Origin of the sequence: Streptomyces amritsarensis, assembly GCF_001953875.1 — a bacterium.
Classification (GTDB): domain Bacteria; phylum Actinomycetota; class Actinomycetes; order Streptomycetales; family Streptomycetaceae; genus Streptomyces; species Streptomyces amritsarensis.
The window spans coordinates 1-23,629 of record NZ_MQUR01000104.1; the positions used below are offsets into that span (position 1 = coordinate 1).

General features: G+C 74.3%; 20 protein-coding genes. 7 read left to right on the forward strand and 13 right to left on the reverse strand.

What is annotated here, in order from left to right:
- A partial coding sequence (locus AVW11_RS30360; protein ID WP_276209123.1) for a CocE/NonD family hydrolase C-terminal non-catalytic domain-containing protein occupies window positions 1-226 on the forward strand: 226 nt, incomplete at its 5' end.
- On the opposite strand, the gene AVW11_RS30365 is transcribed toward AVW11_RS30360, so the two are convergent.
- The 9 genes from AVW11_RS30365 to AVW11_RS30405 form a co-directional block, all read right to left on the reverse strand.
- The gene (locus tag AVW11_RS30365) at window positions 191-1,270 is read right to left on the reverse strand and encodes a glycosyltransferase family 2 protein (protein WP_060177440.1); all 1,080 of its coding nucleotides are present in this window, start codon (window positions 1,268-1,270) and stop codon (window positions 191-193) included. The genes AVW11_RS30360 and AVW11_RS30365 overlap by 36 nt on opposite strands.
- A gap of 63 nt (window positions 1,271-1,333) precedes the next feature.
- Complete coding sequence (locus AVW11_RS30370; protein ID WP_060177591.1) at window positions 1,334-2,566, reverse strand: ATP-grasp domain-containing protein; 1,233 nt, start codon at window positions 2,564-2,566, stop codon at window positions 1,334-1,336.
- Window positions 2,559-3,263, reverse strand: a complete 705-nt coding sequence (locus AVW11_RS30375) for a PIG-L deacetylase family protein (protein WP_030843816.1) — start codon at window positions 3,261-3,263, stop codon at window positions 2,559-2,561. Before AVW11_RS30375 ends, AVW11_RS30370 begins: the two co-directional genes overlap by 8 nt.
- The gene (locus tag AVW11_RS30380) at window positions 3,260-5,287 is read right to left on the reverse strand and encodes an NAD-dependent epimerase/dehydratase family protein (protein ID WP_076046621.1); all 2,028 of its coding nucleotides are present in this window, start codon (window positions 5,285-5,287) and stop codon (window positions 3,260-3,262) included. The genes AVW11_RS30375 and AVW11_RS30380 overlap by 4 nt, the downstream gene beginning before the upstream one ends.
- A gap of 68 nt (window positions 5,288-5,355) precedes the next feature.
- Window positions 5,356-6,105, reverse strand: a complete 750-nt coding sequence (locus AVW11_RS30385) for a hypothetical protein (RefSeq protein WP_030843812.1) — start codon at window positions 6,103-6,105, stop codon at window positions 5,356-5,358.
- A 7-nt stretch (window positions 6,106-6,112) separates the two neighbouring features.
- The gene (gene vioC / locus AVW11_RS30390; RefSeq protein WP_076046622.1) at window positions 6,113-7,147 is read right to left on the reverse strand and encodes an arginine beta-hydroxylase, Fe(II)/alpha-ketoglutarate-dependent; all 1,035 of its coding nucleotides are present in this window, start codon (window positions 7,145-7,147) and stop codon (window positions 6,113-6,115) included.
- Window positions 7,148-7,274: 127 nt separating this feature from the next.
- Window positions 7,275-9,131: an amino acid adenylation domain-containing protein gene (locus AVW11_RS30395; RefSeq protein WP_240528309.1), complete on the reverse strand. Its 1,857-nt coding sequence runs from the start codon at window positions 9,129-9,131 to the stop codon at window positions 7,275-7,277.
- A 5-nt stretch (window positions 9,132-9,136) separates the two neighbouring features.
- Window positions 9,137-10,297, reverse strand: a complete 1,161-nt coding sequence (gene vioD / locus AVW11_RS30400) for a capreomycidine synthase (protein ID WP_078095749.1) — start codon at window positions 10,295-10,297, stop codon at window positions 9,137-9,139.
- A 20-nt stretch (window positions 10,298-10,317) separates the two neighbouring features.
- Window positions 10,318-11,709 (reverse strand): KamA family radical SAM protein, encoded by a 1,392-nt coding sequence (locus AVW11_RS30405; RefSeq protein WP_030843803.1) that lies wholly within the window; start codon window positions 11,707-11,709, stop codon window positions 10,318-10,320.
- A 504-nt stretch (window positions 11,710-12,213) separates the two neighbouring features.
- Here AVW11_RS30405 and AVW11_RS39375 point away from each other — a divergent pair.
- From AVW11_RS39375 to AVW11_RS30435, 6 genes are all read left to right on the forward strand, one after another.
- Complete coding sequence (locus AVW11_RS39375) at window positions 12,214-12,813, forward strand: helix-turn-helix domain-containing protein (RefSeq protein ID WP_381783064.1); 600 nt, start codon at window positions 12,214-12,216, stop codon at window positions 12,811-12,813.
- Window positions 12,814-12,882: 69 nt separating this feature from the next.
- Window positions 12,883-14,616, forward strand: a complete 1,734-nt coding sequence (locus tag AVW11_RS30415) for a carbamoyltransferase family protein (protein WP_076046629.1) — start codon at window positions 12,883-12,885, stop codon at window positions 14,614-14,616.
- Window positions 14,613-16,355 carry a condensation domain-containing protein gene (locus tag AVW11_RS30420; RefSeq protein WP_079250860.1) on the forward strand — a complete coding sequence of 581 codons (1,743 nt, stop codon included), beginning with the start codon at window positions 14,613-14,615 and terminating at the stop codon, window positions 16,353-16,355. Before AVW11_RS30415 ends, AVW11_RS30420 begins: the two co-directional genes overlap by 4 nt.
- Window positions 16,356-16,387: 32 nt before the next feature.
- Window positions 16,388-17,977, forward strand: a complete 1,590-nt coding sequence (locus AVW11_RS30425) for an AMP-binding protein (protein WP_076046625.1) — start codon at window positions 16,388-16,390, stop codon at window positions 17,975-17,977.
- Window positions 17,974-19,665, forward strand: coding sequence for an ABC transporter transmembrane domain-containing protein (locus tag AVW11_RS39025; RefSeq protein WP_076046626.1), 1,692 nt, complete (start codon window positions 17,974-17,976; stop codon window positions 19,663-19,665). Before AVW11_RS30425 ends, AVW11_RS39025 begins: the two co-directional genes overlap by 4 nt.
- The gene (locus tag AVW11_RS30435; protein ID WP_076046627.1) at window positions 19,662-21,518 is read left to right on the forward strand and encodes an ABC transporter ATP-binding protein; all 1,857 of its coding nucleotides are present in this window, start codon (window positions 19,662-19,664) and stop codon (window positions 21,516-21,518) included. Before AVW11_RS39025 ends, AVW11_RS30435 begins: the two co-directional genes overlap by 4 nt.
- 70 nt (window positions 21,519-21,588) lie before the next feature.
- Here the strand turns inward: AVW11_RS30435 and rpsR are convergent, their stop codons facing one another.
- The 4 genes from rpsR to rpmG form a co-directional block, all read right to left on the reverse strand.
- On the reverse strand, window positions 21,589-21,825 hold the full coding sequence (gene rpsR, locus AVW11_RS30440; RefSeq protein WP_060177449.1) for a 30S ribosomal protein S18: 237 nt from the start codon (window positions 21,823-21,825) through the stop codon (window positions 21,589-21,591).
- An 85-nt stretch (window positions 21,826-21,910) separates the two neighbouring features.
- Window positions 21,911-23,023 (reverse strand): CobW family GTP-binding protein, encoded by a 1,113-nt coding sequence (locus AVW11_RS30445; RefSeq protein ID WP_051699901.1) that lies wholly within the window; start codon window positions 23,021-23,023, stop codon window positions 21,911-21,913.
- Window positions 23,024-23,049: 26 nt separating this feature from the next.
- Entirely contained in the window at window positions 23,050-23,298 is a 249-nt protein-coding gene (locus AVW11_RS30450; RefSeq protein ID WP_030843780.1) for a type B 50S ribosomal protein L31, read from the reverse strand.
- Window positions 23,299-23,324: 26 nt separating this feature from the next.
- Entirely contained in the window at window positions 23,325-23,489 is a 165-nt protein-coding gene (gene rpmG / locus AVW11_RS30455) for a 50S ribosomal protein L33 (RefSeq protein ID WP_007267663.1), read from the reverse strand.
- Window positions 23,490-23,629 lie beyond the last annotated feature (140 nt).

A 23,629-nucleotide genomic window follows, 5' to 3' on the forward strand; every position in this document is an offset into this window, starting at 1 on the left:
GCCGTCGGAGGCGGAGGCCGCCTCCGACGGCGGGCCGGCCGAGGTCACCGTCGCGCTGGGCCCGGTCGGTCACGTGTTCCGCGCGGGCCACCGCATCCGTCTGGAGATCGCGGCGAGCAACGCGCCGCGCTTCGACGTCCACCCGCGGGTCCTCGCCCACCACACCGTCCATCACGGCGGCGACCACCCTTCACGCCTGCTGCTGCCGAGCCTGCCCGGCGGCTGACGGCCGGCCGGGGCCGGCGGCGTCCGGGTGGAAGACCGACAGGTCGGCCACCTTCTCGATCCGCCGGCCCGCCTCCCAGTGGGCCCGTCGCAGCCGTCGCAACTGCGCACTGCTCAGCTTGGTGCTGTGCTGCGGGATCGACCGCACCATGCGGGCGCGCTTCGCCGAGGCGGGGTAGCGGTCGCGCACCTGGTAGGGGTCGTTGAGCAGGTGGTGGGCGGTGCCGACGTGGAAGGCGGCCTTCAGCAGCGCGTAGTAGGCCGCCGCGCCCACCCCCTTGTCCCGGGCGCAGTGCACCAGCGTCCGCGACGCCTCGAACAGCCGCCACACCACCGGCACCGCCGGGGTGGTGAAGACGCCGGTCTCCTGCGCGATGCCCTCTCCGACGCCGTAGCGGAAGTAGCTGCGCATGTTGCCGAAGCCGTGCTGGGCGTCGTGGAAGATCCGCGCCTCCGGCAGGTACACCACGGGGATGCCCGCCAGCTGGAGCCGGAAGTCGAACTCCCGGTCCTCGCACCAGTGGATCAGCTCGTCGAAGTGGTAGCCGCCTATGTGGTCGACGATGTCCCGGTTGTAGATCAGCGGCGGGGACAGCGCGCTGACGTAGTCGCCCTCGTCGAACTCCCGTACCCGGGCGGTCAGTTTGCTCAGTGTCCCGTCGGACTCCCCGTACACCACCTGCCCCTTGACGACCGGGTCGGTGAGCACCGCGCGGACCATCGCGCGGACCACGCCGGGGGCGAAGGTGCAGTCGGAGTCCATCAGCAGCAGGTACTGCCCGTCGGTGGCGGCGGCGCCGGCGTTGTAGGCGGCGCCCAGGTTGCCGACGTCCTCGATCTCGGTGACGGTCAGCGGGCGGGGGTGCTCGGCGATCAGTTGCAGGACGGCGTCGCTCGGCCCGTTGAGCGCGAGGACGATCTCGACGTCCTCGTCGATCGACGCGATGCAGTCCGCGATCCGCAGATCGTCGCGCAGGGCGATGATCACGCTGGTCCGGGCGATGCCCTTGTCGACCGACGCCTCGTCCACCAGGTCGGTGGCCATCTCAGTTCTCCCTCATCGAACTCGGGTGCCTACGGTGGGCCCGTCGTGCGGGCGCGGGCGCGGTCACGGCGATCCGGTCTTGAACCGCAGGGGCAGGGCGTTCAGGGCGCGTTCCGCGATGGCCTCGGCCTCCCCGGCGTCCGGGGCGTGGGCGATCACCCCGGCCAGCACGTCGGCGCCGCCGCGGTAGGACGGCACCACGGCGCCCGGCCGCAGGTCGAGGCCCCAGAACACGTCGTGCACCCCCGCCCGGCGGGCGACGTCGCGCGGGTCACCGACCCACTCGACCACACCGCCGTCCGCCGGCAGGAACCGCTGGACCGCCGCCCGGCTGTGCCGCGGGACCAGCTCCGCCGGCTCCAGGGGCCGGCCCAGCGCCAGCCGCACCACATTGGGCAGCGGGTCCACGCCCGTCGCCAGCCGCATCACCTCGGTGGCGATCCGGGCGCCGGTCAGCCGACAGGTGATCTCCAGCAGGATCACCCGGCCGTCGCGGGTGCGCAGGATGTCGGTGTTGATCACCGCCGGGTCCAGGCGGAGGGCGCGTGCCCCGCGCCGCACCACGTCGGTGACCTCCTCGATCTGCTCGGCGGTCAGCCGGCTGGGAAGCGTGTCGCCGCCCTCGAAGAAGTGCGGCGCGAACTCCTCCTTGCGCCCGTACTCCCGGTCGGCGAAGCCGAAGCGGTGCAGCTCGCCGTCGACCATGAACGCGGCGAGGGTGTGCTCGGTCCCCTCCAGGAACTCCTCCACCACGATCCGCCCGCCGGGGCTGAGCCGCAGCGCCTCCTCCGCCAGCCCCCGCACCTGCCCCGCGGTGTCCGCCTTCAGCACGCCCAGCGACCCCGTCTGGTCACTGGGCTTGAGCACCGCAGGCAGGCCGATGTCCGCGACCGCCCGCACCGCCTCGCCGACGCTCTCGGCGGTGGCGAACCGGGGCAGGTCCAGGCCGGCGGCGCGCAGGATCCGCAGCCGCCGGTCCTTGAGCGTGCAGTCCAGGGCCGTCTCCAGCGGCAGCCCCGGGCAGCCGAAGCGCCGCGCGAGGGTGCTGATCACCGGCGGGTTGTCCGCGCCCAGCGAGAACACCCCGTCGATCCGGTCGATCCCGGCCGCCGACAGCTCCGTCAGGACCGCCACGGCGTCGTTCGGATCGCACACGATCAGCACGTCGGCGGCGGCCCGCGCCCGGTCGGTCGGGTGGTCGGTGACCACCACGAGTTCCCGCCGGGGCGAGCGCAGCTCCGTCAGGGACCGGTCCATGCCCGAGCCGAGTCCGCAGACCAGCAGCCGGTCAGTCATGGCCGCCACCGGCCCGCAGCCCGACGGCCGGGGCGCCCAGGCTCAGCACCTGGAACACCTCCGCGTGCCCGGAACCGGCCGAGACCGCGCCCCGGTAGCGGGCCAGACCGCGGATGCCCTCGTCCCACGCGGCGTGCCGCAGCTGGGAGGCGTACGCCCGCATCGCCTCGACCTTGGTCTCGATCTGCCCGTCGATGTCCTCCGCGTACTGGAAGCGCGCCATCGGCGCCCACACCTCGTAGCCGAGCACCAGCCGGGGAGCGGGCATCGCCCGGCCGCCCGTCTCCTGGAAGAACTCCGACTGCGCCATCCACAGCGCCTCGGTGGTCAGCTGGTGCACCATGCGGTGCTCCACGTCGTCGTCGTTGTCGTGCGGCAGGTACACCACCTGCGGGCGCACCTCGCGCATGACCCGGACCAGGTCCAGGTGCACCCGCCGGGAGAGGACGAAGTCCCGCGAGGGCTCCTCGAAGCGCACGCAGCGGTGCACGCCCAGGGCCTTCGCGGCGTTCTCCGTCTCGGCGGCGAACTCGGCGTCGCTGACCGCGTCGTCCAGGGCGCTGCGCTCGCGGCCGATGACGATGACCACCGTCACCCGGGCCCCGTCGCGCACGTGCTTGGCGATGGAGCCGCCGCAGCCGATGACGTCGTCGTCGGGGTGCGGCGCCACCACCAGGACGTCGGTGATGCCCGTCATGCGCCCGCCTCCGGCGCTTCCCCGGCCCAGCGGGCCCACTGCCCGGTCAGCGCCGCGCCCTCGGCGAACGGCACGCGCGCCGTGTGGCCCAGGACGCGGCGGGCCTTGTCGTAGCCGGCCCGGGCCGTCGCCCGGTACAGCTCCAGCTCCCAGTCGGCGACCGGCTCCCCGGCGGCCTCGCCCGCGGTGTCCAGCGGGCCCCGCAGCGTGCGGATCCCGTCGAAGAAGGTGCCCCAGCCCAGCTCCTCGGGATGCCCCACGAGGAAGCGCTCGCCCGCGGCCGCCTCGGTGTCCACGGCCAGGAGCACCGCGTCGGCCAGGTCGTCCACGTACACGGCGTTGCACACGCCGCCCTCGGCGCCCGCCGGGAGCTGCCCGAAGTCGCCCGCCGGACGGCGGAGCTGGGCGGTGGTCCACTGGCCGCCCCACGGGCCGTACACCACGCCCGGCTGGAGCACGACCGTCTCCAGGCCCTCGCCGTGCGCCTCCAGGACCAGCTGCTCGGCGGCGAGCTTCTGCTGCTCGTACTCGCGGTCGGCGGGGTCGGCCGGGCGCGCGGGGGAGTCCTCGGTGAGGGCGCCGGTGACGGCCGGGTCGTAGACGTCGACGGTGCTCAGGTGCACCACGCGGCGTACGCCCGCGGCGCGGGCCGCGGCCAGGACGTGCGCGGTGCCCTCGACGGAGGCGGCCCAGCGGCCGGCCTCGTCACCGGCGCTGCCGAACGCGCAGTGCACGACGGTGTCGCAGCCCTCGAAGGCCGCGCGCAGCGTGTCGGGTTCCAGCAGATCGCCCTGGCGGAACTCCAGCCGGTCCTGCGGCAGGACGGACAGCCGCGCGGCCCGGCCGAAGCCGCGCACCACCGGCCGGACCCGGGCCTCGGTGCCGAGGACCAGCCGCTCGACGATCCGGCCGCCGATGAACCCGCTCGCGCCTGTCACCGCCACGGTGCGGCCGGCCAGGACGGGGCCCGCCGGGGCCTCGCCGTCCCGTACGGTCCACGGCTGCGCGGCCCGCTGGTGGCCGGGGCCGCCGTAGCACTGCTGGATCAGCTCGACGACGCGGACGCCGTCCTGCGGGGTGGAGTGGACGGCGCCGGAGCCGCGCACGGCGGCGGCGAAGTTGCCCAGCTGCTCGGTGAAGAGCAGCTCCCACTCGCCCTGCGCGGGGGCGACGGCGTCCACGTCGCCGCGGTGCAGTTCCGTCCCGTCCGCGGTGATCAGCGTGCACTCGCCGGCCGGGAAGTCGGTGCCGATGGTCACGGTCGCCCGGGTGCCGGTGACCTTGCAGCTGATGCCGAGGTCGCGCAGGCGGCTGAACTCGCAGTGCACGTCGGTGGTGCCGAAGCGCAGGTGGGCGGAGGAGTCGGTCTCCACCCCGCCGAGGGAGTTGTCCTCGTAGCGGACCACCTCGACCTCGGGGCCGAGCCACCACAGCAGGGTGTCGAAGACGTGCGAGGCGGTGTCGGTGAGCACGCCGCCGCCCGCGAGGCGCCGGTCGAACATCGACCAGGAGACCGGCTCGTGCGCGTAGGGGTGGCCCTCCGACCAGTCGACCCGCACGACGTCGCCGAGCTCGCCGCCGTCGATGAGCCGCTTGACCCAGGCGTAGGCGGGGAAGAGCCTGCGCGGGTGGGCCATCGCGAGCACCGGGGCGCCCTCGGCGGCGGCGGTGGAGGCCAGCGCCTTCGCGTCCTCCACCGAAGTGGTCATCGGCTTCTCCAGCAGGACGTGCTTGCCGGCCGCCAGCAGCGCCTGGACGATCGGCGCGTGCAGGGTGTGCGGCGCCACGACCACCGCAGCGTCGAAGGCGTCGGCGGCCTCGGCCGGGTCGGTGGCGAGCACCACCCGGTCGGCGTCGGTGCCGCCGAGCTCCCGGTAGAGGGCGAGGGCGTCCTCGGCCTGGCGAGGGTCGCGGTCGATGAGCGCGGTCAGCTGTACGTCGCCCTTGAGCGCGGGCAGGGCGGGCAGGTGGCAGCCGCGGGCGGCGGCGCCGCACCCGACGATGGCGAGGCGTACGGGAGGCATGGTTCTCTCCAGGGTTCGTCGAAGATCGGGGGTGGGGTGGGGCGGCCGGGCGCACGGCCCGGGGCCGGTCACGGGGCGCCGGGGCCGGCGGGGTGGTGCACCCACACGTTGGGCTCGGTATAGGTGCCGTGGCCGTCCGCGGTGACCCGCAGCGGCACGAGGGCCCCGGGCAGGGGATGCTCGCCCGGTCCGGGCAGCGGGTGCCCCAGGAACTCCGCCCAGCGGGCCACGGGCTGACGGATCACCAGGGACGCGCGGGCGATGCCGAGCTGGCGGGCCCCCAGCTCCAGGTGGGTGCGCAGCCAGGGGTCGAAGCAGCGCCCGTCGGGCCGCCGCCAGGCCGCGTACTCGTCGATCGGGATCAGCGGGTAGAGCGGCTTGCGGGTGGGCCGGACCGGGATGATCACCCCGCGCGGGGCGTGCCGGGCGGCGCGCCGCCGGACCTCGGTGAGCAGCCGTTCGGCGTGGCCGGCCGCCCGGTGCGCGGGGTCCACGGACACCGACAGCATGCACACGGCGTCCGGGCGGTCCGGCGGGGCCTGGTCGACTCCCCGCACCAGGACCTCGTCGCTGCCGGCCGGCAGCGACGAGGGCGTGCCGTCCCAGTGGACCGGCAGGCCGTTGGCGGCCGCGACCAGGCGTCCGTCGCCGTCCACCAGACACAGCTGGTGCTCGGCGTAGCGGTCGTACATGCCGTGCCAGCGCCAGTTGCCGGGGGACTCCCAGCTCATGAACGCGGGCATGTTGGCACCGATCAGGGCGTCGACCTCCGGCAGCAGCCACGGGTCACGGGACAGGTCGGTGAGGGTGAGGGCCACCGGCGCGTCAGCCCAGGAGCCGGGTGGCGGCCGTGGCCCGCATCTCGCGGGAGCGGCGCAGGTCGGTCGTCACGCAGACCCGCTTCAGCCAGCGGTCGGTGCCGTCGTAGCGGGCCTGGAACGGCAGCCGGCCGTGCACGGCCCGGTGGTTGTCGATGAAGAGCACGTCGCCCTGGTCCGCGACCACCTCCCGCATCCCGGCGTCGACCACCTTGAACAGCGCGTCGTACGCCCGCCGGGCCTCGGGGTCGTCCTCCGGCACGGAGGTGAAGTACGGGTCCAGGCGCATGTACGGGTCCAGGCGCGAGCCGTAGAGCAGCGGGCCGAGCGGCCGCTCGTCGATCATCCGCTGGATGGTGGCGAACCGGGCCGCCTCCTCCTCGGAGGCGATCGTGTTGTTCTTCGGCAGGTGCGACTCGTCGGGCGCGATGTAGAAGCGCGGCTCGAAGAGGATGTCGATGTCCTCGGCCGACAGGGAGGACAGGTCCAGCTCACCGACCGTCGTGGGCACGTGGTCGGGATTGCGCAGCGCGCCGAGGATCAGGTAGTCGCTGCGGTAGGGGTGGAAGGCGTCCTCGGTGTGCCAGGTCAGCAGCTCCTTGCTGCCCATGCCGAGCTGGTCGTTCTCGTGCTGGCGGATCGGGAAGATGTCGTGCACGAGGTGACCGTCCTGCTGCGTGGCCCAGCCGAAGGGCTCGCCGAGCAGCGCCGAGTAGAGCATCAGCAGCAGCTCCTCGGGGAATTCCGGTCCGGGCCGGCCGCGGCCCCGCCAGTGGTCGGGGGTGGGGCCGATGCGCTGCTGGTCGAAATCGTGACCGCGGATCACCGTGTGCCCGTGCCGGTCGGCCAGCTTGAAGTCGCGCAGGAAGCCCTGCACGCCCTCCGGCAGCCGGGCCGCGAGCCGCGGCAGGTCGTGCAGGAGACCGGGGTCGCCGAAGGACGGGTAGGAGGAGGCCAGTTCGAGGCCGAGCTCCGCGATGGCGGAGGACTCCTCGGCCGTCAGGGTGTAGCCGGGTGTGGACTGGTCGGTGAGGTTCGACATGCCAACTCTCGCTGAGTGGTCGGGGGATGGTTGCTGCTCGCGGACGGCCGAAGCCGGGCCGCGGGCCCTCGGGTGGTACGGCTGCACGGGACGGGGACGGATCCCCTCCCGCCGGAAAAGGTGCTGGTCAGGGGTGGGCGACCGCGCGGCCGGCGAGCGCGTCGGCGAGCAGCCGGGGCGTCGGGGCCGTGAAGAGGGCGCTCGCCCGCAGCCCGGCGGCGGCGGGCTGCGACTCGCGCAGACGCGCGAGCAGGCGCAGGGCGAGCAGGGACTGCCCGCCGTGGTCGAAGAAGTTGTCGTCGGGGCCGAGGGCGGGGGCGTCCAGGACCTCGCGGAAGAGGGCCAGGACGGTGCCCAGCGGTTCCTGCCCGGTGCCCGCGGCTTCCGTGACCGGTGCCGGGGCCGGCGTACTGGAGGCCGGCGTACCGGAGGCCGCCGCCGCCCACGCGGCCAGCCGCCGCTTGTCGACCTTGCCGTGCGGGTTCTTCGGCAGGACGGACACCCGGTACAGCACCCGCGGCACCGCCCAGTCCGGCAGCTGCGCCTCCAGCGGGGCCACCAGGGCGTCCCGGTCGGCGCCCGTGAGCCGGACGGCCTCGCCGGGCAGCGGCGCCGTCGCGGGGTCGGCCGGCACGGTGAACGCCCACAGGACCGTGCCGGTCTGCGGGTCGGGGAAGACCACGGCCTGGCCGACGCCGCCGCCCTCGCACAGGGCGCGCTCCACGCGCGCCGGCTCCAGCCGGTGACCGCGGATCTTGACCTGGTCGTCGACCCGGCCGAGGAAGACCAGCTGCCCGTCGGGGCCGATCCGGCCGAGGTCCCCCGTGCGGTACACGCGGGCGTCCGGCCGGGCGGCGTACGGATCGGGCACGAAGCGGCGCGCGGTGGCCTCCTCGTCGTCGAGGAAGCCCCGGGCCAGCAGCGGACCGCCGATGTGGATCTCCCCGGTCGCGCCGTCGGGGACCGGGCGGCCGTCCTGCCGGATGCTGATCTCCACGTCCCGCAGGGCGGTGCCGAGCGGCACCTCCTCGGCGTCGGAGGGCAGCAGCCCGGTGTAGAAGGTGGAGCTGACGGTGCATTCGGTCAGCCCGTAGACGTGGGCGAGGGCCGCGGGCTGCCGGGCCTGCCAGCGCCGGTAGGGGACCGGGTCCATCCGCTCGCCGCCCACCACCACCGTGCGCAGGGTCTCCGGCGTGGCCGTGCCGCTCCCGTCCAGCCAGCGGGCGTACTCCAGCCAGTACTGGGTGGACAGTTCGACCACGGTGGACCGGGTCCGGGCCAGGGCGATGTGCAGCTCCTCGGCGTCCAGCGCCCGGGTGTCCTCGCGGCACACCACCGCCGCGCCCGCGGCGAACGCGGGGAAAACCTCCTCGATCAGCACGTCGAAGCCCAGCGACGCCACCTGGAGCCAGCGGTCGTGCGCGGTCAGTTCCAGCCGGCTCGCGACCGCGGACGCGAAGCGGCGCAGCGCGTCCCGCTCGATCACCGTGCCCTTGGGCCGGCCGGTGGAGCCGGAGGTGAACAGCACGTACGCCACGTCGGACCCGCCGGCCCGGCGCCCCCGGCGCGCGGGCGCCGCGGCATCCGGCTCCCCGGAGGGGACGTGTGCCCCCTCGGGGGCGTGCGCCCCGTCGCCCAGCCACACCGCGGCGGCGGTGCGGTCCACCAGCGCCGTACGGGCGGCGGGCGGCAGCCGGTCGTCCAGGACGGTGAACCCGGCCCCGGCCTTGAGTGCCGCCAGCATGCCGAGCACCGTGCGGGCGGGGTCGCCGAAGGCGAGGCCCACCAGCTCCCCGGGGCCGGCGCCGTGCTCCGCGAGGAAGGCGGCCCAGGCGTCGGTGAGCCGGTCGGCGTCCCGGTAGGTCAGCACCCGGTGGGGGGTCACGAGCGCCGGCCCTTCGGCGTGCTCGCGGACCGAGCGCTCCCACAGGTCGAGCACGTCGGGCTCGGTCACGTCGGGTTCCGGCACGTCGGGCTCGGTCACGGCGGTCACCGTGCGGCCTTCCGCGCCAGCAGGAATTCCGACAGCCCGGCGAGACCGGCCCGGAAGCCCTCCTCCGGGCCGCCGAAGCCGAGCCGGGCGCCGTGCGGCGCGCCGAAGGCGGTGCCGGGCACCAGCAGGGTGCGGTGGCGGGCGAGCAGTTCCAGACAGAAGCGCTCCACCGCCTCCGGTCCGGCCGCCGCCTCCTCCAGCTCGCGGAAGACGGGCAGGGCGCACACCCCGCCCTCCGGCGGGGTCCAGCGGACCAGCTCCTCGTGTCCGGCCATCCACTCCGTCAGGTGCGCGAGGTTGCGCCGGGCCTCGGCCGCCCGGCGGCCGATGAGCTCGTCGGCGTGCCGCATGGCCCGCTCGGCGACCAGCTCGACCAGGGGGGAGAGGAAGAGGGTGGTCCGGTCGCGCAGGGGGAAGGTGGCGGTGATCAGCTCCTTCGGCGCGACGGCCCAGCCCACCCGCAGACCGGGCAGGCCGAAGGTCTTGGAGAAGGTGCCGTAGGACACCGTGTCACCGCCCTCGGCGCCGGGGTCCGCCAGCACCTCCCAGCGGTGGGCGATCTCCGCGGTGGCGGCGTCCCACACGAGCACGGCGCCGGTGGCCGCGGTGTGCTCCGTCAGCGCCTTGAGGCCCGGCGGGGACAGCGTGACGCCGGTCGGGTTGTGCGGGAAGTTGACGATCACCGCGGCGGTGCCGGGGGTGACCAGCTCGTCCAGCACCTCGGGGTCGATCGCGCCGTCGCGCACGGCCCGCGCCGGCAGTTCGACGACATCGCATCCGGCCGCCCGCGGGTAGTGGCCCAGCGAGTGGTAGATCCCCTCCTGGACGACGACCCGGTCGCCCGGGTGCAACAGGGCGCTCAGCGTCAGCGCGATGGCCTCGCTGGACCCGTGGGTGATCAGGACCCGGTCGGCGTCGCCGCCGGCGTAGCGGTCGGCGACGGCCTGGCGGATGCCGGCCCCGCCCTGGGAGACGCTGTCGTCCATGACGATCGCGTCGAGGTCGGCCACCGGTATCCGGCACAGGTCGCGTATCTCGGCGAAGGTGTACGGATGGACGCCGCTGGAGCTGATGTCGTGGATGTCCGGGCCGAGGTGGCGGCGGTACCACTCCTCCAGCACCGGAGGGTCTTCACGCCGTGGACGGAGACTGCTCATGCTGTGCAACTGTCCCTTCTCTACCCCTGACGGGCTTCCCGCCACCAGCGCTGCCCGGAGAGCGGGAGCGTGTCGATGGGGTCGTAGTACTGGTAGGAGCCGCTGTGGGCGTCCGGGTCCGCCGCCTCCAGCGGGGTGAGGTAGCTCTTGCTCCAGTGCGACACCCCGAGCTCGCGGTCGTAGGAGTCGGCCTGGTCCACCCACCGCTTGCCGGCCATCGGTACGTCGCAGACGATGCGCGGCGTGGAGAATCCCGGGAGGTAGCCAAGAATCTGATGCTGAATCAGCTGGGCGCGGTGCAGCGGCACGCGCCAGTGCTCGGCGTTGGGGATCATGTCGCACATGTAGAAGTAGTACGGAGTGATGCCGGCGTGGTCGATGAGCGCGAAGCAGAGGTCGAGCAGGTCGTGCGCGTTGTCGTTGATGCCGCGCATCAGCACGCCCTGGTTGCGTACGTCGTGCAGACCGGCGCCCAGGAGGGCCCAGGAGGCCCGCGCCACCCCGGGCGTCACCTGCTGCGCGGCGTTGGCGTGGGTGTGCAGCGCGACGCGCACCCCGCGGGAGCGGGCCTTGCGGGCGATGCGCTCGACGCCCTGGAGCACCGGCGCGGAGTTCCAGTGCTGGGGCAGTCCGATCAGCCCCTTGCTGGCGAGCCGGATGTCGCGGATCGACTCGATGTCCAACAGCCCGTCCACGAAGCGTTCGAGCCGCGGCCAGGGCATGTTGGCCAGGTCGCCGCCGGAGACCACCACGTCCCGGATGCCGGGCGAGGCGCGCAGGTGCTCCAGGATCCGGTCGGCCCGGTCGACGGGCTTGAGCTGGAGCTTGTTCTTGACGACCTGGGGCGTGGAGTTGCCCACCAGGTCCATGCGGGTGCAGTGGCCGCAGTACTGCGGGCAGGTCGACAGCAGTTCCGCCAGCACCTTGGTGGGGTAGCGGTGGGTGAGACCCTCCACCACCCACATGTCCTGCTCGTGCAGCGAGTCCCGGCTGGCCATCGGGTGCGAGGGCCACTGCGGGTGCCGGTCGGAGAACACCGGCAGCATGTAGCGGCGTACCGGGTCGTCGTAGAAGGCCTTGGTCAGCTCGCCCGGGCGGGCCGCAGCGGCCTCCGGGGCGATGGTGTTGACCATCTGGGGCGGTAGGAGCACCGACATAGTGGCCCGGTGCAGCCTGTCCCGTTCCCAGTCCTCGTAGAACGCCTCGTCGAGCAGGTCGCCGACGACCGCGCGCAGTCCCTTCGCATCCTTGACGCAGTGGGCGCGCTGCCACTGCGGGTCCGCCCACTGGGCCTCTGTGACGTCGCGCCATCCGGGGAAGCGCCGCCAGTCCGGTTCCACGAGCCGACTGCTTCGGTACTCGTAGACGCCCTCGAGTGCTGTTGGTTCCGTCTGGCTGCGTGCTGTGTCCACCAACCCGCCACCCATTCCCATCGGTTTCGGCCGTATCGCCTGACAGCAACCGATCTTGCAGAGCCCCGGCGTTGTACACGAGAGCCAGTTGTACGGGGCACTCGGCGCGAGCGCCCCTGTACAAAAGACCGCCGAAGGCGGATGGTTGTGCGGGCAACGAACCGGGGCCGCACTTGTACGGGGGCACGTTCCGGGGGCGGGAAGGGGAACGTCCGGGGAACGCTTCCGGACGGGTGTTGCGGCGGTGTTGCGCCGAGGATTCTCATTCGGACGAACCGCCTTCCGCGTGGCCGGAAGCATCGACTGCCGATTGATGGATATGTCAGTGGCATGTACCAATGTCCGAGAGATCCGGTGCGACGGTTTCCGGTCGCGTCCGGCGCGTCGGACCGGTTCTCACGTCGGATCCGTACGCCACTGACCAGGTTGTACGGCACGGGACAGCCGGCGCTTCACTCGGCACCGTCGATCATTCAGGGGAGAGGCATGCCCAGGCCAGAGCGGTTGTTAGACCCCACAGCCGGACCGCTGGAGGAGTTCGCCCACGCATTGCGCGCCTTACGCAAGCAGGCCGGGAACCCCTCCTACCGGACCATGGCGAAACGAGCCCACTACTCCGTGGCCACCCTCGCGGAGGCGGCCCGCGGACTGCACAAGCCCTCCTTGAAGGTGACGCTCGCCTACGTGGCCGCCTGTGAGGGCGATCCGGAAGCCTGGACCCGCCGCTGGTACCGCCTCAGCACGGCCCTGGAGGGACGCGATGTCCCCGCCCGGGGCCAGCCGGGCGGGAACGGCCCGGTCCCCACCCGGCCGCCGGCCGTCCGCCGCCCCGGACCGGGCGCCCCCGCCGCCCCGGCCCGGCGGCCCGAGCCGGGCGCCGCGGCCCGCGCCGTCGCCCCGCCCGTCGCCGCCGCGCGCCGTCCCGCCCAGGACGGGTTGACCGTCGACGAGCGGGCCGAACTGCGGCGGCTGCGCAACGAGGTCGAGGAGCTGCGGCACGCCAACGCGGTGCTGAAGGCGGCGTCCGCGATCTTCGCCGCGGATCTCCGCACAAACTCCCAGGTCGTGTACAACCCGGCGGACCGACAAGATCCGTTGGCGTGACCGGACGCCGAGCGCCCCACGGGCCCGAGGCGGATCCGGCGGATGCCGACCGACCTTTGGGGACTGATCATGCGTGTGCTCGGAGTCAACGGCTGGCCCGGCGCCAGCCACGACGGTGCGGCCTGCCTCGTCGTGGACGGTGAGGTCGTCGCCCTCGCCGAGGAGGAACGCTTCACCCGCAACAAGCACGCCTACGGGGAAGCGCCCCTCCACGCGGCCGCCTACTGCCTGGCGGAGGGCGGTCTCACCCTGGACGACATCGACGTGGTCGCCCACGGCTGGGACCTGCCCACCCTCTTCGCGGACCGCGGCCTGGACTGGTTCGACAGCGACGCGGCCGCCCTCGAACACCTGCTGCCCAAGGCGCTGTTCCCGCGGTCCCGCGACCCCCGGCTGACCTTCGTCAACCACCACATCGCGCACGCCGCCAGCGCCTACCACCTCTCCGGGCGCGACCGGGGCGCGATCCTCGTCCTCGACGGCCAGGGCGAGAACGAGAGCACCACCCTCGCCGTGGGTATCGACGGCGAGATCAAGACACTGCGCGCGCACACCCCCGGCTGGTCGCTGGGCTACTTCTACGCCGCCGTCTGCGAGTACGCCGGCCTCGGCGCCGACGCCGCCGGCAAGATGATGGGCCTGGCCTCCTACGGCACCCCCGGCGACCTCGGCTTCGGGGGCGCCTTCGGCTTCACCGACGAGGACTTCACCATCGGCGTGGTCCCGCCCGACCTGCGCTCCACGGGCACCACGGACGAGGAGACGGCCACCATCCGGTACTGGCTGGAGCACCTGGAGAAGACCCTCCCCGAGGCGCCCAACCGCGGGGTGCGCCGCTTCGACCCCCGCACCGGCCGCTACGGCAAGGCCACCGACCGGGACCCCTTCGAGTACCGCGACATCGCCGCCACCGCGCAGGCCGCCCTGGAGCGGGCCGTCATGGGCCTGGTCCGCGGCCTGCTCCGGGAGACCGGCGAGACCACGCTGCTGATCGCCGGCGGCGTCGGCTTCAACGCCACCCTCAACGGCAAGATCATGCGGATGCCCGAGGTCCAGGACCTCTTCGTGCAGCCCCTCGCCGGCGACCAGGGCGTCTCGCTCGGCGCGGCCGTCTGGGCCGCCGCCCAGGAGGGCGACCGCATCCGGCCCATGGACGGCTCGGTCGCCTGGGGCCCGCAGTGGTCCCCCGACGAGATCCGCCGGATCCTGGACGCCTCCGGCACCCCCTACACCGAGCCCGCCGACATCGCCGCCGCCACCGCCGACGTCCTGGCCGCCGGCGGGGTCTCGGGCTGGTTCCAGGGCCGCGCCGAGGGCGGCCCGCGCGCGCTGGGACACCGCAGCCTGGTCGCCGTACCCGACCCGGAGTCCACCCGCGACCGGGTCAACGTACGCATCAAGGACCGCGAGGCGTGGCGGCCGTTCGCGCCGAGCATGCAGGAGGAGGCCGCCGAGGCCCTGATCGGCACGGCCACCCCGCTGCCTTACATGATCGTCACCACGCCCGTCACCGAGGCCGGCGCCGCGGCCATGCCCGCCGTCGTCCACAGCGACCGCACCACCCGCCCCCAGACCGTCTCGGCCGCGGTCGACCCGCTCTACCACCGCCTCATCGGCGCGGTCGGCGGGCACACCGGGACCCCGGTCATCATGAACACCTCCTTCAACGGCCGGGACGAGCCGGTCGTGTGCAGCCCCCGCGACGCCCTCGCCACCTTCCACCGGCTGCCCCTGGACGCCCTCGCCCTCGGCCCGTTCCTGATACGCCGCCCCGCCGGGTTCCCGGGGGAGGCCGGCGCGTGACCGCCCCGGTACGGCAGGAGAGCGCCCCCGAGGCCGCCGCCCCCGACGCCCGGCCCGAGGCCGCCGCCCCCGACGCCCCGCGCGAGGGGGAGATCCACGCCCTGCTCGCGGGCTGGATCACCGAAGCGGTGCTCGACCCGGACGCCGACCTCACCGGCCCGCTGATCGATCTCGGCGTGGACTCCCTCGACCTGATCCGCACCGCCCGCCGCATCGAGGCGTCCTTCGGGGTACGGGTGCAGCTGCGCGAGATGTTCACCCCCGGGCTGACCACCGCCGCTCTCGCCGCGCTCGTCGCCGGCCGGGCCGCCCTGCGCGCCGGGGCCGAGGCCGCCCCGCCCGGCACCGCCCACGGGCCCGTCGTCCTCACTCCCTCCCAGGAGCAGGCGTGGGAGGAGCAGACCGGCGAGCGCGGCCAGTGGAACCAGGCCCTGCTCTTCACCACCAAACCGGGGATCGACCCCGGCCTGTTCGCCGAGGCCGTCCGCCGGCTCGTCGCCGGCCACGCCTCGCTGCGGCTGGCCGTCGAGGACCGACCCGCCCGCCGGCCCCGGCAGCAGACCGCCGCCCTGGACACCGACGGCCCGCCCGGCGCCGCCCTCGGAGCGGCGCTCGACACCGTCGACGTCTCCGAGCTGGCCGACGCCGACCTCTCGGCCGCGGTCGCCCTGCGCTGCGCCGTCGAACAGCGCTCCCTCGACCCGGGGCGGGGCCGCGTGGCCCGCTTCGTCCGCTTCGACGCCGGCCCCGCCCGCGCCGGCCGGCTGCTGATCGTCGTCCACCAGATCGCGATCGACATGGTGTCCTGGTCCGTGCTGCTCGCCGACCTGGAGGAGGTGTACACCGCCCTCGAGGAGGGCCGCCACGACGTGTGGCCCGCCGAGGGCACCTCCTACCCCGAGTGGGCGCAGGCCCTCGCGGCGCACGCCCGCACGCCCGAGGCGGAGGAGCAGGCCGAGTGGTGGACCGAGGTGGTCCGCACCCCCGCGGCACTGCCCCCGGACCACCCGGTGGCCGACCCGCGGGCCGTGAACACCGCCGCCACCGCGGCCACCCACCGCGAGGAGTTCCCCGCCGAGCTCACCGCCCGCCTCCAGACGGCGGCCCGCGCCCACCGCGCCCATGCCGGCGACCTCGTCCTGCACGCCCTGGGCGAGGTCCTGGCCGAACGGCTCGGGGAGCCCGCGGTCCGCGTGGACGTGCTGCGCCACGGCCGCGAGGAGAGCGTCGGGGACACCCATCTGGCCCGCACCACCGGCTGGTTCACCACCACCGTCCCCGTCCGCCTGGACCTGGCCGCCGCCACCCCGGCCGAACGCCTGGCCACGACCGTGGGCCACCTCGCCGCCCTCCCCGGCGGCGGCGTGGGCCACGGCGCGCTCACCCGGCACGGCCGGCCGCGGATCGCCGCCGCCCTGCGCGCGGCCCCGCCCAGCGACGTCTCCTACGACTTCGAGGGCGACGACGCCGACACCCTGCCCCTGGGCACCCTCCTGCCGGACGTGGCCCCGGAACCGGTCGGCGACATCACGGCCCCGCACTGGACCCGCCCGCACGCCGTCGAGGTCATCGCGACCACGGAGGACGGGACCCTGCGCGTCGAGTGGTGGTACTCCACCGCCCTGCACGAGGAGGCGACCGTACGCACGCTCGCCGCCCGCCACCGGCATGCCCTCATCACCCTCGTGAACGCCCTGGCCGGCCCCGGCGCGCCGGGCGCCGAGACCCCCACCCGCTGACCGCCGCACGGACGGACCGGAAGACACCTGCCATGACCCTGCCCAGCATGCTGGACCCCTTCTTCGCCATCGCCCGCTCGGACCCGGACCGGCCCGCCGTGGTCGACAACGGCGTGACTGTCGGATACGGCCAACTGGCCCGCTGGGCAGGGGCCGTCGCCGACCTCGTGGCCACCCGCGGCCCGGCGGCCGACCGCCCGGTGGTGGCCGTCCAGACCCACCACAGCGTCCGCGACATCGCGGCGATCCTCGGCGTCCTGGCCGCCGGCCGCGGCTACGTCCCCCTCGCCGACGAGCCGCTCGGCCACACCGAGGCGGCCCTGCGCGCCCTCGGCTGCCGCGAGCTCGTCGCCACCGCCGAGACCGGCCGGCTGCCCGCCGTCGACCGCGTCCTGCGGCCCAACTGGGGCCGCTCCCAGGCCCCCCCGCCCGAGACGGGCGAGCCGGTCCGGCCGCAGGACCCGGCCTACGTCCTGTTCACCTCCGGCTCCACCGGCGCCCCCAAGGCGGCCGTCGTCCCGCATGGCGCGCTGCATGCCGTCCTGCCGCACCTGGTCCGGCAGTACGGCGTCGGCCCCGGCACCGTCGCCCTCAACTTCCACCGGGCGGACGGCGACACCAGCCTGGAGGAGATCCTGCCGACCCTGCTGTCCGGCGGGCTCGTCATCCTCGACGAGGACAGCGAGGCGGACCTCGACCGGGTGCTGACCGACCACGAGGTCACCCTCGTCAACCTGCCCGTCGACTACTGGCACGTCTACACCGGCCATCTGCTGGACACCGGCCGCCCGCTGCCCGGCTCCGTCGAGACCGTCGTGATCGGCGGTGAGGCCGTCCGGCCCGACATGCTGGAGCGCTGGCGCCGCCTCGGCGCCGACCACGTCGTCCTGCTCAACACCTACGGGTCCACCGAAACCGCGCTGGTCACCCACAGCGCCGTCCTCGCCGGCCCGGGTGCGGCCCCGGCCTTCCCGGACGGGGTGCCGATCGGCCGCCCGCTGCCTTCCGTACGGCAGGCCGTGGTGTCCGGGCCCGACGCCCCGCACGGGACCGGCGAACTCCTCGTGGCCGGACCCCAGCTGGCCACCGGATACGTCGACGACCCCGAGCGCACCGCCGCCCGGTTCGTCGAGACCGATCCCGGCGGCGGCACCGACCGGTGGTACCGCACCGGGGACCTCGTCACCGAGAACGACGGCGGTTCGCTCGTCTTCCACGGCCGCATCGACCACCAGGTCAAGATCCGCGGGCACCGTGTGGACCTGCTGGACGTCGAAGGAGCCCTGGGACGGCTTCCGCAGGTGACGGCCGTCGCCGCGGCGGCGCACGCCAAGGGAGAGCACACGGCCCTGGTCGCCTTCGTGGTCCTCGCGCCCGAAGCGGCCGCGGCAACCGAGGAGACGGCCGCAGATGGGGCACCCGACGGACGGGACGCGCCGCGGCAACCGGACGCGGCGGCCGGCGGACGGCGCGCCGACGGCGTCGCCGCGGCCCTGCGCGAACAGCTGCGGGCCACCGTCCCCGGCCCCTTCGTGCCCGACCGGATCGTCGCCGTGCCCGAGCTGGTGCACACGCGGACCGGGAAGGTCGACCGTGCGGGCACCCGGGACCGGTACCTGTGACCAACCGACTCTTCGACGCCTCGGTCGCCCCTGCGGCCGTCCCCGAGGCGGAGGCCGGCGGCCCCTGGGCCTACCTGTGGTGGCTGGCACGGATCCGCCCCTGGCCGCTGGTCCTCGCCGCCGTGCTCGGTGCCCTCTGGATGGTCCCCCTGGCGCTGATCCCGCTCGTCCTCGGGCGGGCCATCGACGAAGCCGGGCAGGACACCGGCCAGGCCGGGATCTACCTGTGGTCGCTGCTCGCCCTCGGCCTCGGCGTCCTCCAGGCCCTCGCCGGCGCCGGACTGATCCAGGCCGCTGTCGGCGCCGAGGCCCACGCCCTGTCGGTCACGCACCGGGTGCTGATGCGGCAGGTCGTGCGGCTCGGCGCCACCCTGCGCGGCAAGGCCCGTTCAGGGGACGTGGCCGCCTCCGCCACGGCCGACGTGGAGAGCATAGGCAACGCCTTCGAGGTCGTCGGCCGCACCATCGGGGCGGTTGTCGCCGCCGTCGTGGTGGCCGTGGCCCTCACCCTCACCTCGCCCGTCCTCGGGCTGGCCGTGCTCATCGGCGTCCCCGCCGCCGTCCTCGGGATCGGCCCCCTGCTGCGGCCCCTCCAGGAACGCGACGAGGCGCAGCGCGAGCAGATGGGCATTGCCACCTCCCAGGCCGGCGACATCGTGGCCGGGCTGCGCATCCTGCGCGGCATCGGCGGGGAGGCCGGCTTCGCCGAGCGCTTCCGGCGTACCAGCCAGCAGGTACGCCGGGCCGGTGAGTCCGCCGGCCGGATGGAGGCCTGGCTCCAGGCAGCCGGGGTCTTCCTGCCGGGACTGGTCACCGTCGGGATCGTCTGGCTCGGTGCCCGCCTCGCGCTGAACGGCACCATCACCGCCGGGGAACTCGTCGCGTTCTACGGTGCCTCCGCCTTCCTCACCCTGCCGGTCAGCACGGCCACCGAGGCCGCCGAGACCCTCAGCCTCGCCAAGGTCGCCGCCGGGCGCATCTGCAACCTGCTGCGGCTGGCACCCGACACCGTCCGCCCCGCCCACCCCACCGCCCTGCCGGCCGGGGCCCTCGCCCTGGCCGACTCCGACACCGGCATCACCGCCGCCGCGGGCCGCCTCACCGTGGTCACCGTTCCCGCCGACCGCATGGGCGAACTCGCCGACCGCCTCACCCGGCCCGGTGCCGGCGGCGGCCCCTCGGCCGTCCGGCTCGGCGGCGTACCCCTGGACCGTGTCGATCCCGAGGAGCTGGCCACCCGGCTGCTGCGCTCCGGCCCCGCCGACATCCTCTTCAGCGGCACCGTACGGGAGGAGCTGACCGCCGGGTCCGCCCGGTCGCGGGAGGCCCTGGACCGGGCCCTGTTCGCCGCCGACGCCGCCGACGTCGTCGATGGCCTGCCCGGCGGCCTCGACGCCTGGCTGGACGAGGGGGGCCGCGCCCTGTCCGGCGGCCAGCGCCAGCGGCTGGTCCTCGCCCGAGCCCTGTTCGCGGCGCCCGACCTCCTGATGCTGGAGGACCCCACCGCCTCGGTCGACGCCCACACCGAGGCCCGCATCGTCGACCGGGTCGCGACCTTGCGCGCAGGCCGGACCACGGTGGTCCTCACCGACAGCCCGCTGTGGCGAGCCGCCGCCGACCACGTGGTCCGCCTCGATGCGGAGCCCGCCCCCGGCGGCACCGACCGCCCGGCAGGAGTGCCCTCATGACCACCACCCCCACCCAGGTCCCCTCCGCGGGCCCGGGCACCTCCCCGGACCCCGGGCCCACCGGCCCGTCCGGCGGCGGCAGGCTCCCGCTCGCCGGCCGGGCCGAGGTCCGCGCCTGGACTCGCGTCTTCCTCCGCGGCGAGGGCCGTCGACTGGCCGTGACCTTCTGCCTGTTCGCCGCGGCTCTGGTGGCGAGTCTGATCGGCCCCCGACTCCTGGGACACCTCGTCGAGTCGGTCAAGGACGGCACCACCACCGGCCACGTCGACGTGCTCGCCGTCGCCTTCGTCGCCATCCTCGTCGGCCATGCCCTCCTCGCCCGCGCCGCCCGCACCCAGGCCACCCTGCTCGGCGAACGCGTCCTCGCCCGCACCCGTGAGAACTTCGTCCGACGGGTGCTCGGGCTGCCGCTGTCCGAGGTGGAGGCGGTCGGTACGGGAGATCTGCTCAGCCGCGCCACCACCGATGCCGACCGGCTGAACGAGAGCATCCGGCAGGCCGTCCCCCGCATCGCGCTGGCTGCCGTCACCCTGGTCTTCACCTTCGCGGCCATCCTGCTCACCTCACCGCTGCTCGCCCTCGGCCTGCTGGCCGGCGTACCGTTCGCCGTCCTCTCCACGTGGTGGTACCGGCCGCGCGCCACCCGTGCCTACGAGCTCCTCCTCGCCCAGGAGGCCGACGTGCTGGCCGTCACCCACGAGACCACACGCGGCGCCGCCACCGTCGAGGCCCTCGGGCTCGGACCGCGCCGGATCCGCCGGCACGGCACGGCTGTCGACCAGGTGGTGCGCACCCGGCAGCGCACCACCTGGCTGCAGACCATCTGGTTCCCGAGCCTGGACCTGGCCACCATGGTCCCGATGGCGCTCACCCTGCTCATCGGCGGACTCGCCTACCAGCGGGGCGAGGTGGGGCTGGCCGAGCTGACCGCCGTCGTGCTCTACGTCCAGGCCCTCGGTGAGCCGCTGAACGACCTCCTGACCTGGACCGACGAACTCCAGATCGGCAACGCCGCGCTGCGCCGGATCCTCGGTGTCGAGCGGTTGCCCCGCGAGAAGCCGCAGCCGCCGGCCTCCCTCGACGGCCATGCCATCCGCCTCGAAGGGGTTGGCTTCGGCTACGGACCGGGCCGCGAAGTCCTCACCGGCATCGACCTCGACATCGCCGCCGGCGAACGTCTGGTGGTCGTCGGTGCCTCCGGCGCGGGCAAGTCCACCCTCGGCAAGCTGCTTGCGGGCGTGCACCACGCCACCCGGGGGTCCGTACGGATCGGCGGCGCCGACATCACCGGCCTGCCGGTGGACCAGCTCAGGCGGGAGATCGTGCTCGTCACCCAGGAACAGCACGTGTTCACCGGAACGGTGCGGGACAACCTGCTGCTGGCCGACGGCGTCGAGGACGGTGGCGAGTACGACACCGGGGGGAGTGCAGCGGACGCCCGGCTGTGGGAGGCGCTGGAGACCGTCCTCCTCGCGGACTGGGCGAGGTCCCTGCCCGACGGCCTGGACAGCGAGATCGGACCGGGCGCGGCCCTGGTGTCCCCCTCCCACGCCCAGCAACTGGCCCTCGCCCGGCTGCTGTTGTCGGACCCCTACGCGCTGGTCCTCGACGAGGCCACCGCCCTGCTGGATTCCACGGCGTCGCGCCGGGTCGAACGCTCGCTCGCCGCCCTGATCGAGGGCCGTACGGTCATCTCGATCGTGCACCGCCTGGACACCGTGCGCGACGCGGACCGGATCGCGGTCATGGACGGCGGACGGATCGTCGAGCTCGGCAGCCACGACGAACTCCTCGCGGCTGACGGGGCCTATGCCGCCTTGTGGCGCTCCTGGGACTCGGCACGCCGATCCTGAGCCGGGCGGGGCTCGTCGCGGCGACGGCGCTGCCGTCTCGGGCGGGCGGTCATCGCGCCAGGTCGGTCCGCTACCGGCCGGCGTACGGGAGCAGGGCCATCTCTCGGGCGTTCTTGATGGCCAGTGCCAGCCGGCGCTGCTGCTGCGCCGTGACGCGGGTGACCCGGCGGCTGCGGATCTTGCCGCGGTCGGAGATGAACTTGCGGAGCAGGTCGGTGTCCTTGTAGTCGATGTAGGTGATGCCCGCCGTGTCCAGCGGGTTGGGGCGGGGCTTCAGCGGCTTGCTGGGGGAGGGGCGGCGGGCCATGGGTGTCGTCCTCTGCGTGCGGGTTACGGGCTTACGGGCTTACGGGGTTTACGGGGAGCAGGTGGGCGGGGTGGAGCATGGAGGGTCAGGAGACGGAGTCGAGCAAGGGACCGAAGGCGGCGGGGAGCTGCTTCCACGCCTGCCGCCCGGCCGTGTACTCGGCGTCGGTCAGCAGGCACGAGTCCAGGAGCTGTTCGATCCCGTGGCGGTCGAGGCCCGGTGAGGTGAAGACCAGGTGCTGGCAGCAGTCGCCGTGCTCGGGGTCCCAGTCGAGGGCGGCCGCGGCCCGGCGCACGGCGGGGACCAGGTCCCAGGCGGCGTCGGGGAGCGAGGCCAGCCAGGGGCCGACGCTCTCCACACACAGCGCGCCACCGGCCGCGTCCCAGGCCAGGAGGGTGTCGGGGCGGTCGGCCAGCCAGAACCGGCCGCGGCTGCGGGCCGCGGCGCAGGTCAGGTCCTCCAGCGCTTCGTAGAGCCGCTCGGGGTGGAACGGTCGGCGGCGCTGCCACACGAGCGTGGCGACCCCGGCCTCGTCGGCCTCCTGGGGGAGGAGCGCGCAGGCGGGGTGCTGGGCGGCGGCGGCCGTCTCCACGTCGAATCCGGCGAACGCCAGGCGGGTGAGTTCGCTGGAGCCGGTGGGCACCTGGCGGGCCGTCGGGTGCAGTTGGGCGAGCAGGGCGCGGTCCTCGTCGTCGGCCTCCCCGCTGTCGGCGATCGCGAGCACCGGAGCGTATTCGAGCTGACGGGCCCAGGTGTCCCCGACGGTCCGCTGGTCGGCGGCCGCGGCGGCGAGTCCGGCCTCGGCGAGGTCGTCGCCGTTGCCGAGGCACGGCAGGACGAGCGCCGGGTCGACGGCGGTGATCACGTTGGTGAGTTCCAGCGCGTCACCGGCATGGGCGGCTACGACCTCCGCCATCGCCCTGGGCTCGACGGAGTCCCAGAGCTCCACGACGGCCAGGCGGGTCAGACCGCCGGCCGCCAGGCGCTCCAGCTCGGGAACGAGGTCCTCGCGCAGCGCGCAGCAGGCGCAGTCGTTGACCAGGGGAGTCTCGTCGGCGGATATCGGGCCACCCGAATCGCGCAGGGTGCGAAGCACGTTGCCGCCGGCTGCGGGGGACAGATCGTGGTGCAGGGCGATACTTCCCGGCACGGCGCGCAGCAGGTGCTCGACGGTCTCCTTGCGCGCGTCGCGGTGCATACCGCCGACGATCACGACGGGGAGGGTCACTTGCGCCCTCCGTAGCGGCGCTCGAAGCGTTCGACACGGCCGGCGGTGTCCAGGACCCGTGCGGTGCCGGTGTAGAAGGGGTGGCTCTGCGAGGAGATCTCGACGTCGATGACGGGGTAGGTGTTGCCGTCCTCCCACTCGACCGTCTTGTCGCTGGTGGCGGTCGAGCGGGTGAGGAAGGCGAAGTCGGCGGCCTTGTCGCGGAAGACGACGGGGCCGTAGGCGGGGTGGATTCCGGGCTTCATGGGGCGGCTCTCTCTGGGGAAGGGGGTCAGCGCTCTTCGCGGAAGTCGACGTGTCGGCGTACGACGGGGTCGAACTTGCGCAGCACCATCCGGTCCGGGTCGTTGCGCCGGTTCTTGCGGGTCACGTAGGTGTAGCCGGTGCCGGCGGTGGAGCGGAGCTTGATGATCGGGCGTACTTCGTTGCGTGCCATGGCCTCGTCGTTCGTGCTGGGAAATCGGTGTCTGCGGTCGGAAAGGCCGGGCCGGACGGTGCCGTGGCTGCGACCACCGTCCGGCCCGGAGGCTGGTAAGGGCTGTCCCGTAATCCCCGGCGGGCGCACGACGACAGCTA